The 12,194-nt window shown below is 47.5% G+C and carries 9 protein-coding genes; all 9 read right to left on the bottom strand.

The features are described 5' to 3' along the window. On the bottom strand, positions 1–238 hold a 238-nt coding region (locus ACFOET_RS06780), incomplete at its 3' end, for a hypothetical protein (RefSeq protein WP_379020892.1). A 130-nt stretch (positions 239–368) separates the two neighbouring features. Next, the gene (locus ACFOET_RS06775; RefSeq protein WP_379020890.1) at positions 369–983 is read right to left on the bottom strand and encodes a hypothetical protein; all 615 of its coding nucleotides are present in this window, start codon (positions 981–983) and stop codon (positions 369–371) included. Continuing rightward, positions 973–4,602: a DUF6443 domain-containing protein gene (locus ACFOET_RS06770; RefSeq protein ID WP_379020888.1), complete on the bottom strand. Its 3,630-nt coding sequence runs from the start codon at positions 4,600–4,602 to the stop codon at positions 973–975. Before ACFOET_RS06770 ends, ACFOET_RS06775 begins: the two co-directional genes overlap by 11 nt. A 10-nt stretch (positions 4,603–4,612) precedes the next feature. Beyond that, the gene (locus ACFOET_RS06765) at positions 4,613–8,155 is read right to left on the bottom strand and encodes an RHS repeat domain-containing protein (RefSeq protein WP_379020886.1); all 3,543 of its coding nucleotides are present in this window, start codon (positions 8,153–8,155) and stop codon (positions 4,613–4,615) included. A 588-nt stretch (positions 8,156–8,743) separates the two neighbouring features. After that, positions 8,744–9,685, bottom strand: a complete 942-nt coding sequence (locus ACFOET_RS06760; RefSeq protein WP_379020884.1) for a hypothetical protein — start codon at positions 9,683–9,685, stop codon at positions 8,744–8,746. Continuing rightward, a complete protein-coding gene (locus ACFOET_RS06755) occupies positions 9,682–10,575 on the bottom strand; it encodes a hypothetical protein (RefSeq protein ID WP_379020882.1) in 894 nt (297 codons plus the stop codon). The genes ACFOET_RS06760 and ACFOET_RS06755 overlap by 4 nt, the downstream gene beginning before the upstream one ends. A gap of 83 nt (positions 10,576–10,658) precedes the next feature. Beyond that, the gene (locus ACFOET_RS06750) at positions 10,659–11,381 is read right to left on the bottom strand and encodes a hypothetical protein (protein WP_379020880.1); all 723 of its coding nucleotides are present in this window, start codon (positions 11,379–11,381) and stop codon (positions 10,659–10,661) included. Positions 11,382–11,481: 100 nt separating this feature from the next. After that, positions 11,482–11,613 carry a hypothetical protein gene (locus tag ACFOET_RS06745; protein WP_379020878.1) on the bottom strand — a complete coding sequence of 44 codons (132 nt, stop codon included), beginning with the start codon at positions 11,611–11,613 and terminating at the stop codon, positions 11,482–11,484. Between the two features lie 199 nt (positions 11,614–11,812). Continuing rightward, positions 11,813–12,194, bottom strand: a 382-nt coding sequence (locus tag ACFOET_RS06740; protein ID WP_379020876.1) for a helix-turn-helix domain-containing protein, incomplete at its 5' end; no start/stop codon positions are given.

Raw genomic sequence — 12,194 nt, 5'->3', positions numbered from 1 at the left:
GAGCAGAATTATATGTTCCTTCTTCCACATAAGATGAATAGTTGTCATTAAAGGTAATAGTTGTACTTTCTTCATCTTGACTGATAGCTCCCTTCGCAATTTTGATTGATTCTGTTCCTTTATCATTAAAAACTCTATCAAAATTGTCGTCAGTCTCGCGTAACAAAGTTAATTCCCCATTCCTTTCAAGCCGATAATCATCCAATGGCGCCATCCCGTCCGGGTCGATGAACCGCATCGGATTATTGAACGCATAATTATAAGGACTCCACCGCCGCATCTGCTCGGCAAGCGGGTCCACACTTCCCCACCTGCCGACCACCGGGTCATAGAACCTCGCGCCGTAGTCTTATGACTTTAAAAATAGGTTATTCTACCAATATCCGAATTTTTGCGTAAAGAACGTTACTTGTATCAAAATATGCAGTCATATCTTGATAGTTTTCTGGAACTCCGAAACGTTCCACTTCTTTACAATATCTTGGCAAATCATTCAAATGGTAATAATTATAAAATCCAGCGTTTTTACGAAGTAGGTATAACAGCGTATCATTTCTTTCCACGAAATTGTCACCTAAACTCATTGGGCCAAACTGACCAACGGATAAACGGGTCTCAAAATCTTTGCTACTATCATACATATTACATTGCAAGCACATGCTATATGTTGAATTTTTGTCGCTCTCTACGTTTTGCAAACCAGCGATATAGTTTTTGATTAACTGATACTCTTCTTTTCCAATCGAAACAGTTCCCTTATCAACGGTTTCTGAAGGGTCAAAATCTTTTTCACACGGTCTGCTCGTATCAATATAACCCATAAAGTAATATATTTCCATATACTCCTCTGGATCCTGTTTTTCATTTGAATTCAAACAGGAACTTACACCAATGATTAGGAATAAAAACAATATTGCGTGCCTTATCGTTAGCTTTGCGAATCGCGGTGAAAAATTCTTCATTGTCATCCATTTACCACTCATAAAACGGGCGGTTTGATGTATTGGGACTGAATGTTGGAAACCTGTCATCAAACATGGACCAAGGGAATGGTTTTGCCTCTTTAGTCGAAGTGGGGTCATTGACCCTAATACTTCGCCCTGCGTCATGTGATTTTCTTTCTTGTCCGCGTTTCATCTCTTTGTTTTTTATAGCAGTTTCACGTTCTGGCCCTAGTATAACACGCCGTTCTTCTCTGTTTGTATACTGTTTATCGGTCTGTTCTGTTCTTGACTTGTATGAGTCATACTCAGTAAAATAGGCAACCGCGTGGGCTGCTTCGTGTTCTAAGACAGTAGCAGGAGAAAGGGTGATGTCTCCGTACTCATGTGCTGTAAACGGGTTCCAAGTAATTCTTCCTCCCCTATGAGTATCGTCAATTCCGAATCTTAATTCCACTTCAATCTCTGAATTAGTCGCTGCTTCCAACAGGTTCTTTCCTCCTCCATTTCCAACATTATACTCATAAGCCCTTATTACGTTGTTCACAAAATAATGCTGCGGTGCATCCGACGCGTTGGTTCCTGTGAACCTAAATGATTCCTGTCTCCATTTACCACTCCAATTTTGCACATGATAAAATATGATGATGTCCTTCCCATCCGGGTCAATGAACTTTATCGGATTATTGGCAGCATAATTATAAGGAGTTAAAAATGAATACTTTTCAGCCTTTTCATCAATTACTCCCCACCTTCCTATCACCGGGTCATAGAACCTTGCGCCGTAATCATACTGCCCGATACCGTCCTGAAGCTCCTTGCCGTTGTAAAGATAGTTATTCTTCGGCGAACCTGAATTGGCCAGCGACTGCGGATATTGCAGGCCGAACGGGTAGTAATCCGCAAGGAAGTTTGGGGCGGTAACATTCGTACCCTGCGAGAAGCCCACCCGGTTGTTGCCTAAATGATCCTTTAGAAAATAATTGTATGTGTAAGTACCTCCGCTTCGCATGATCCGCCCCTCCTCCGTGTGGATCAGCTCCATTGTACCATTGTAATATTCAATCCCGTCGATGTAGTCCCGTGTCTGCCCGTTTATGCCGTTCACGCTCCGCAGCTTCCGACCCGATGCATCGTAAACGTAAGACACATTCCCGGAAATGGCCGTGACGTTCTGCGGAAGGTTTAGGTGGTTGTATGCCGTCGCCGTGATGTTGTTAACGCTGTGAGTAACCGCCGTATTTGTGTTCAAGCGGGTCTTCATGTTCCCGTTCCCGTCATATGTAAAATTCGTTGTCCCTGGAAGCTGAAACGGATCGCCTGTGGTGGTCGTCGAGACCGTGTCGAACACGCTCTTCAGCCGATTACCATAGTCTGTATAGTTGTACCGCATCCGATCAACTAATCCGCCGCTGCCGTTCGTGCGTTGAAGCGAGACAATGTTACCCATCTTGTCGTACACTAGCGTCTCTCTACCCTTACCGACCATTGTACCCTGAAGCAGCCGGTTCATGGCATCGTAGTGGTAGCTGTATGTATCGGCCACCCAGCCCGGCGCGGTACCGCTGCCACCGCGCCGCATGAACACCTGATGCGCGATGTTTCCGTTATACTGTCGGTTTGCCGCACTGTCTGTATATTTCAGGTATTGCTTGAACAGGCCTGACTCCATTGATCGTAACCAACCGCGCTCGTTGTAACTGTAGATAACCTCCTGCCCGAACGTGCTGCCGTTCGTGCTGTGTAATCCCTTTTTCCAAAGCTGGCCGACCTCGTTGTACGTTTGATTGGATACCATCGTCCTTGTGCCACTGTTCACCGTCTTCCACATCGACACCATCCGGTTACGGTGATCATAGTCGTACTCGCTCTTCAACGTGACCCCTAAGCTCGCAGATGTGCCATTGGCATCCGCCGCGTAATGCTTCCGAACACTTTGCGTAATCCCTCCCGTGAAATTGTATGCATTATCCACCAGATCGTAATTATGCACGCTGACCGTCCCGCCATCCTTGTAATGTTGCTTATAGGTGCGAACCACCCTGCCCTTGTCGTCATAGTGGAACACCTCCCAAAGCATGTTGTCGGTACCCGCACCGGCGCCCAACACCTTAGTCCGCGTGGCGGTGACCTTCCCCCTCACCATCTTGCTGAATGTAGTGGGCGCATAAGTGGACGGAAGTCCGGAGATGTTGTAATTATCATAATAATGCTGCGTAAGTGTGGTCGTTATGGAGCCTGTCGGCCAAGCCCTATTCGTGTGGGCATTGCCCGTCCGTATCTCCCACAGGTTCGGGGATGTTTGGTTATTGACGACAGTCTGCAGAGATTGGCGGGAAATGACTGTATTGCCGTTATTCCATATTCCAGTAAGCACCACTCGCGCATGCGTGTCATACTTGGTGACCAGCCATTCCTTGACCACACGCTGTAGAGAATCCTGCGTGGCGACGACAAGATCCAGCTTGTTGTACACAATGTATTCCCAACCATTGCCGGGAAGTTTTCTCTCCACCACTCGGTTCCGGCCGTCGTACCGATACTGATAGGCAAAATTGTTTAGCCATGTGGCCAGCGCCGATGACCCGGGCAGGCTTTCCCTGTCGGGGTTCGTGGCGGCATCTACACCCGGAGGCAGTACATACACCAAGTTGCCGAAATCGTCGTGGACGTAATAGGTGCTCAGGATCTCAAACGTGTTTCCTTTTTTGTTGAACGTCCGCCGCAGCACGACCTGCCCAGATTTATCCGAGTATTCCTCCACGCTGCCCAGCCGTCCTTCCTCGGGTGTGGTGTAAACCCAGTTTTCACTGTAGGTAATCTTGACCGTCAGCTGCCCCTCGGCATAGATACCATCGTGCACTAAAAGCGGTTGTCCTGAGCCGTTATAGGATATACGGTACCGTACCGCCCTCCGGGTAGTGCCGAATTGGCTGAATGCAGTAGTGTTGTTCCGATTGTAGTTTGCGACCACGGTGCGACCGGAAAATGCACCCCGTGAGGACGACGGACTCCAGGTAGCGCCCGGAAAGCCCTGCTGCACAACCCGCTCGAGCGGGGAGTTATCGAAGACCTTTTCACTATAAGCGTAGGTATTAACCGACTGCCCCGCAGGTACGGTACCGGCATCTACGTAATAATTTGCCTGTGCAGATAGCGCTACAGCTTTGAACGCTCCTCCTGCACCGGTACTGGTGGCATAGGGCAGATACTCCCTGTGCTGGCGGCCAAATGCATCGTAGTCTACCGGCACTACCACGTCCTTGTACGTGTTGCCGGGCGTGGCCCGCACCGCTACCTGTTGAATGGTCCTTCCCAACTGATCGAAGTACTCCACATCCCGCATCGCGCTCGTACTGAGCAACGGTTCAGGTGTCGTGAGGAAGGGTTTGAGGTAAGTTGTCTTTGCTATAAAATTGCGATCCGTGCTTACTGTGTTACTGAGTGGCGTTCCTTCGGTGATGTAGATGTGGACGTCGTTACCCGCAGCCACGTGGAAGCCCGGCAGCAGTCTAACACTCTGCGTCCCGGTAAGGGTGGCTTCCCCACCATAAATACCATAGGCTGGATTGGCACTCTGCGCAAAGGTCACAAACCATCCGCCCGTTGATAGGGCCAGACCTAAAACGAAAAATCGTGCAATCGTGATGTACTTTCCCATGGCCTATCGATTAATTGGTTCCATAATTATACTCGTATTCTTCCAGCAGGTTTCCATCTTCGTCTCGTACCGCGATGACCCGCTGAAAAGTATCGTATTCGTAATACGTGGCTTTTCCTGTTGCATCCGTGATACTGGTTATCCCCACCATCGGATCATGAGTATAAGTGGCCATCTGCGCTTCAAATGGGTGCAATCGCAGGTCGTCTAGTACCGCATTGCCAGAGACCATCACGGAAGTAGTGCCCGTCACTTCCCGCTCCACCAACCTCCAGCCGTTGCGCTGCCTAAGCAAGCGCTCGGCACTCACGGTACCACCGCTCACCGAGACCGTGCCCCCTGTCTTGTACCAATAGCATACTATGTATTTGGCAGACGCGGTAAGCTGCCCTTTGGTAATCGATCCGGAGCCCAATGCGTAAGCCGCATTCCCTGTTACCGACCCTTGGATTGTGCTAGGCGTGCCTGCATAGGTCCAATTTCCCTTGTCCGCACTTTCAAACCCGCTGTAAGCAACATCCACGTATGCGGAACCTTCCACCTTAGCTACCACTCTAGTGCCGCCATACCCCCAAACTTGACTCGATTTGCTATTCATATCGTTGGCATACTGGAGTAGATTGTTCTTATTGTCAAATTGTTCAAAATGCACTTTCGGCTCATACCGGGTATCGTTGAGACCCGTATAGGAACCATAGGAGATGGGGCCTTCGTCCGACCTCAATTGATCCAAACGGCTCTTTTGCAGATAGTCTTGCTGCAGCACGCTGTACCGATGCGCCGTTGCCGAAGCAATGGTTTCCGTGGCGCCTTGTTTAATTGTCGTCAGCTCTTCCACAGGTACGCCTACCATGTTGCGAACCCGCATGTGCTGAATGAACGGGGCAGGTACAGTGCCTACATAGTCTTCAGCATATTTCCGGCGCTGGATGGTCGAATCGCCCATGCTGTTCACCATCGAAATCCGAGTGGGCAGCAGATGCTTTGGGTTGTCGTAAAGGTAATGCGTGGTGACATCCCTGATCACCTTTTCGCCAATTTCACTGTAAAGGATATCCCGTACGCTGTCCTGTTTATAGCAATCTGCATAATCCAGCAAATCGACCACCGAATTAGCATACTTTCCGGGAAAATAGCTATTCGGAATCTCATTGGTGATGTTGGTATAATACAACGGGTCGATGGTAATGGGCGAAGATTCCATATTGACGGTAATCAAGTCAAATTCCCGCGTTTCTTGATTGTACTGAGATATGGTTATGTTGAATTGTGGAGAGGCAAATGGGCTATAAAGTGACCCCGTAATCCCTGTAAAATAGGAATAGGCGTGCCTTGGATTAGGCAACGGCGGGGCATAGAATCGTTTGTAGTAGTACACCGTTTCCGATACTTTCTGAAATGTATTATAGGTATGGTTGCGGTACCTGATAACCGCTCGCGGTTTATTGTTCAGCACATCGCGTTCCACGCCGGGTTTTATCATCACGGTAGGATATGGCAGAAACAAAGGATCGTAATTCCCCATCTGCCAGATGTCCGGTGAAATGGCATGAAAAAAGTAAGTGGTTTTCCCTGCATATTTATTGGCCGACGACAGACTATCCACCAAATATTCCGTTACTGATCCGTAACTGGCATAGCTGCCTCCCGAATAACTCATTTCATTAACCGGATGCGACAGGAAAACCAGGTTTTTGAACGTGGTGCTGCCCCCGGAGCCGCCATATACAGCGTCAGAAGAAAGGATGGTGCCTGGGTAAGATACCCATCCCAGACCGTCCTCCACATAGGACGAGTTTGGATCATCGTCGTAATTTCCAGTGCCATACTTATATTCCTTCATTAACAGCGCCCTGCCGCTCGCTTGGTTTTTGTGCCTGATTTTCTTGATGCGGAAGCCTCCCCCTTCCTTGATTTCCTCGATGGCATTTCCATTGACATAGTGGTAGTGCGGAAAACGGTGAGGTTCATATTCGTATTCCACCACCCCGCCGGTAGGAGTAGTCACACGCGTGAGCAATCCTCTGCTTGCCTCGCTGAAAACCATTTCACGGTCGGCAAATTGAACCTTATCCGGAGAAGGATAATTGTTCGGCAGGATAAGACGCGCCTCCCTGCTGTTTCTAGGCAGGTACAGCGAATTTGCGTAGGCCATTCCTTCTTTGTTGTACACCGGATAGTGCACCTTATTGCGGAAACCGAGGTTGTCATTCGGATTTTCAATGAGCGTCTGGTTATTCTTTCCATTCACAAAGCCCCATCTGTCGATATTGTTTGCTTCTCTATATGGTATAGCCGAGGCCATACCATTATAGTCGAATTTCCAGTCGTATTCTTCGTTTGCCTGGCGATCCTTTACCCGGATGGTCCGAAGGTAATGCCCATAGAACATATCGTAGAAAAATTCAAATTGCCTGATGATTTCATAGGTGCTGCCCGTTTTTCGTTCAATCAAAAGGGACGACATCACATCGCTTCCAGCGTAGTCTTCGGCATAGTTGAATGTGATCCTACCGTCGGCGAAATAAATGTATTTTATCCTTGTATGGTGGATAACCTCTACTTTAGTTTGAAAAATGTTTGGTTCCTTTATCATATAGGAACTCGGGGAAGCCAGGTACCATTGGTTGCTGCTATTTTTGTATACGTTCATTGAAACAGGCATGGAAACGGTGGTCGTTATCTGTTCTTTTGCCTGTAGCCGCTGCAGGTGGGGTCCCGGTGTATTAGTGATGGCCTCATATTCAAAACGAATTGTGTCTTTTGACGTCGACGAGGTAATGAACCTTAGGTCCTGATCGTAATAATCGTGATAAAAATATTCCCATGCCTCAGTATACGTTGGAGCAGTAGGCGGTGTCACTTCGGTATAAAATGTTCTGCGTCTCAACCGTTTACCGCTCCCCTGTTGGAATTCATATTTGATACCATCGGCCGTGACCAATCCTGCAGTACTCATGTCAATAGTCGGGTCATGCGGAAAAAACACCGGGCTTCCGGTATGGGGCCTGATGAATTTACCGCTGGCCGAAGGTACATGGAATGCATACACGTCCCAAGCACCATCCGCTCGTCCTTGCATGGTATTGATGGCAAATACCCGGTGGTTCGCCGAATTATCCAGATCAAGCCCGTTGCTGTTCACCGGGATACTCAGCATTGGGTTTTCGCTTGTCCGGATTCCTTCCGTGCCGTAATCCGGTAAACCGTTTATAATTGTGGAAATTTTACCACCTGCGTTTAATTCCCAACCCATGCCCACAGCACTGGGAGCTTGTCCGGCTTTTATGCCTAAAGCACTGTAGCTGATGGAAATCGGCACAACCATATCATTTACCTTTATCTCGTAAAGCGGAATACCCACTTTCAATGTTCCGCTGCTATAGTCCACATTGTCTAAGCTCGCTGTATTCAAGAAATTGCCCGGTTGGGCAGATTGCTGGATATTGCCTCCGGCCCTTTTGTAATAAGCAGTCTGTGCAAAAGCCGAAAGGGTAAATAGTACGGTACAGCAAGAAATAATGGCTGTACAGGAAATAATCATTAGTTTCATATGTGGGTTATTTCGCAGTCAGTTCTTTATTGTTCGATTCAACTTGTTCCAATCGCTTAGTCACTTCAATCAAATGAAGCGTCAACTCCTCCACCTTTTTCAGCAGCAGCAGGTTCATCTCCGCGAGGTCCAAACCATCCCGTTGGATGTCTGCGGCAGACGGGATTTCCGGCAGGTGTCTGTGCTTTTTCACGTAAGCCTCTACATCGGCCAGAGCTTGCAGTTCGTAACTCGGCTCGAACACGTAGTCCGGTACGGAGATGTCAGTCTTCACCTTCACTTCTTTGGCAAGAATATTACCANATGTCATATAAGGATTCGAATAAACCGTGCCGATATACGAATAATTTTCATACGACTCCCCATTGGTATAGTATCCGTAAGTTCCAAGCATGACAAAGGGCTTACTGTTATCTTGGTTTGATATTTTGAATCCTCTTGTCCACCCACTGGATCCCGTTGGGAAATTAGCTTTTATCGTTACGCCGTGAGCTGGTGACGACAATCCTATTAAGACATTGGGATCCTGGCTATAGACTTGGCCATGACCAAGCCACCAAATAGCGGCAGTTATAAATGCTAACCGTTTCATTGTAAATTTTTATCTTTTTCTTTCAGTTGATTGATTTCACGCTGTTGCTTCAGTATATACAGCGTCAGTTCCTCCACCTTCTCGAGAAGTTTGCGGTTCATTTCAGCCAATCCGATGCCGTCGGCTTCCACATCCTTCGCCGAAGGAATGCCGGGTAGATGGCCGTGGGTATTGATATAGGATTCCAATTCGGCTAGTGACATGAGGTCGTAATTATCCTTGAAGACGTAATCCGGCCAATTGGCCATTTCTACTTTCACCTCCCTAGCTCGAATGTTGCCGTTGACCGACAAGCGTTCCTGTGGATTGCTGGTGCCGATGCCGACATTGCCTGAAACAACGAAACTGCGCACATTATGGTGCTCATTCGAGGTTGATGTGTAATCTTCAATATCGCTCAAGATATGTTGGTTTTGTGCGACACCATCCACCTGATAGGTGACCGTTTTAAGCGATACACCTGAGGAATTCACCCAACCCACAAAATGATAACCTTGGCTGTGTGGTCCGGCGAGGTAAGGGACATCAAGGGCCATGTATCGTTTACCGTCGTACATACAGGTTTTTAAAACCCAACCTGTATTTTGCATAAAGCCATCCACAAACGTAATCTTGCCTTGGTTATGTGAATGGACGGATGCCTCATACGACCGATAGGCCGACCCCGAATAGATATTGACCGTATTCAATCTCTGATACGAATTCGCAGCTCCCCGTTGCGCCATTATCGTTCCTACCACGTAATTATTGGACAGATCGGTGCCATTGTATATCTCGTGCAACAGGATCAATGTCCTGGAATAGCCTATGTTTTGATCCAGGGGGATGGTAATGGCTTTATAGCTACCATGAATGTCGGTTTGCGTTTGAGCCTGGCTGGCTTCCTCCATGACCAGCAACAAGGAAATGCAGCTAACATAGGCATAATTCATTCTCATGGCCTTGTCCTTTTGATTTCGTTGATCATTTTTTTGAGCTCCCGGACGTCTTGTCTCGTGGCTTGCAGTTCTTCTTTTATGATCTGTTCGGAATTCTCCTTCGCAATCAAGTGCAGCGTCAACTCCTCTACTTTTTCTAGTAGCTTTCGGTTCATCTCGGCCAGACCGATGCCCTCCGCCTCCACTTCTTTTGCAGTGGGGATGCCGGGAAGGTGCCCGTATGTATTGATATGGGATTCCAGTTCAGCAAGCGGCATCAGGTCATAACCTTCCTTAAAAACATAATCGGGCCAGTTGGCTGTCTCTACCTTCACCTCCTTAGCTCGAACTTTACCGTTCACCGAAAGCCTATAATCTCCAACCGGATCAGTACCCAAACCGATATTGCCTTCTTGAGAAGTAAGGAAAATTTTATTGACCGGAATTTGCGATGTTATATCCGTCTTCCCAGCGGGGTTGTAATCCAAAATGGGCAGCTCTTGAATGCTGGAAACGCCCCGTCCCGCTATTTTCCATGCCCTTATATAAAAGGATGGATAACTATTGACAACCTTTATTACAAAATCATAGCTGTCGCCATTATCATACACCAACAGCGCATATCTGCTGGCTGCACCTCCATGCCGCTCCTGGTTAATCCGCAAACTGCCGCGGGTGGAAATGTAGTAAGTGTTCTCTCCCAAATCCACATTTGTCCAGTAACCACCGAACACCTGAATTTTGAGCTTTTCAAAGACAGCTGAGGAGTTTTTAGGTAAGGAGGCCACGTAGTATTCTGGTGACCCACCTTCTGACCCTATTACCACTTTTTTTCCTAGGCTCTGAGACCAGCCATCGAAGGCGACGCATATAGGCAAAAGCATGCAGCAGTATTTGAAGTTAATTTTCATAGTGCTTTTTGTTTCAAAGGTTATTTATCGTTTGTATGGTGTCGGCTTTAGTAGGGCAATGTGCTTGTCTTATTTTACTCGCTTCACTTACTTTCTTTGGTCGTTTCCATACGGTTTATCCGTTCTTCAAGTGCTTCTCTGGCTTGGCGTTCTTCGAGTAGGTACAAGGTTAGTTCCTCGATTTTCTCAAGTAGTTTTTTGTTCATTTCACCTAGATCGATGCCTTCCCTGATTACTTCATCGGCCGTTGGAATGCCTGGCAAATGACCATAGTTTTGGATATAGGTTTGCACTTCATCAAGGGGGCGTAGTTTGTAATCCGGCTGGAAAACATGATCTGCCCAACCACTGTGCGTCACCTTTACCTCTTTGGCCACTACATTGCCCCCAACAGACAACGCGTATCCTTCCATATACTGTTCTCTCCCAATCTGCACCCTGTTATAAACCTGCAAATCGCCAGCATCATTTAATACCATTTGGTAACCGGTTGCTTTTGACCCCCAAAAAAAGCGACCCGTACTATGGAAGCCGAACATCAGTTCATTGTCTTCCCCGGGATTATACACTATGGCGGCGTGACTTGGATTTTTGAGTTGCAATAGGTTGCGAAATCCATTTATTGATGATATCGGGTTGACACCGCTGATCGAAGCTCCTCCACCTTGGATGTCGAGCTTTAGTTGAGGGTTTGGTGTCCCGATACCCACGTTTCCGCTTATCGGAAATGCATTGTTTTGGGCTAAGGTTGCACCCGCAGACGCGATCGCCCAAAGAACGCAACTAATCTTTTTAAGATTTAGCATCGATTTATATTTAACGTTAGTTGATAGTTCTGTCCATTTATCGCTATTTTATGGCTGATTTCATCTGATATTTCTTTGTTTTCAAGTTCACTAGTTCGGTTTAATCAATAATGTGCAGCGTTAGCTCCTCCACGTTTTTCAACAGTAACACGTTCATTTCCGCGAGGTCCAAACCATCCCGTTGGATGTCTGCGGCAGACGGGATTTCCGGCAGGTGTTTGTGTGTTTTCACGTCTGCTACGGGAAGCCCATCGCAGCGACTTGTTTGAACAGAAAAAGAATCACGCTCCTCCACCCCGAGTCCCGCTTCCGGAACCCCTCAAAGTTACACAAGGAATGGCGGGCAGCTGTAGTGTTTAGGCTATAAATATGATAGACATAGGCTATAAATGTGATAGGCTGTGCCTATTGCTTCACGGCCTATGTTGGAGCTATCGCTTGGCATTTTTCACCGTCCGTCCGATCTTAAGCAGACTACGCTTGGCTTCGCGGTTCAGCTTCCTGCTTTCCAGCTCTTTGAATCGCCTTTGATAGATTTCCATGGCTGCTTGATAGATTGCAACCTGTTCCTGCAGCGCCTTCTTCGCCTCGCTTAGCCTTTCGCAATCGTCGTCCAGCGTGGGGTTCTCTACATAGAAAAGCTGGACCGAAATACCGTAAAAGTTGGCCAAAGCATATAATTGACTCGCGGCAACTCGAGTGTGTCCAGTCTCCATCTGATTGTAAGAAGGTTGTGAAATGGATAATACTTGCGCTATCTCACGCTGAGAATACCGCTTTTCGGCACGGAACCTGATAAGGTTTGTCCGGATG

Origin of the sequence: Parapedobacter deserti (assembly GCF_042646065.1) — a bacterium.
Lineage (GTDB): Bacteria > Bacteroidota > Bacteroidia > Sphingobacteriales > Sphingobacteriaceae > Parapedobacter > Parapedobacter deserti.
This window is presented reverse-complemented; position numbering and strand designations above follow the sequence as displayed.

Coding starts and splice junctions, on each gene's coding strand:
- ACFOET_RS06755 (WP_379020882.1), bottom strand. CDS start 10,575: ATGAAAATTAACTTCAAATACTGCTGCATGCTTTTGCCTATATGCGTC.
- ACFOET_RS06750 (WP_379020880.1), bottom strand. CDS start 11,381: ATGCTAAATCTTAAAAAGATTAGTTGCGTTCTTTGGGCGATCGCGTCT.
- ACFOET_RS06765 (WP_379020886.1), bottom strand. CDS start 8,155: ATGAAACTAATGATTATTTCCTGTACAGCCATTATTTCTTGCTGTACC.
- ACFOET_RS06775 (WP_379020890.1), bottom strand. CDS start 983: ATGAGTGGTAAATGGATGACAATGAAGAATTTTTCACCGCGATTCGCA.
- ACFOET_RS06760 (WP_379020884.1), bottom strand. CDS start 9,685: ATGAGAATGAATTATGCCTATGTTAGCTGCATTTCCTTGTTGCTGGTC.
- ACFOET_RS06770 (WP_379020888.1), bottom strand. CDS start 4,602: ATGGGAAAGTACATCACGATTGCACGATTTTTCGTTTTAGGTCTGGCC.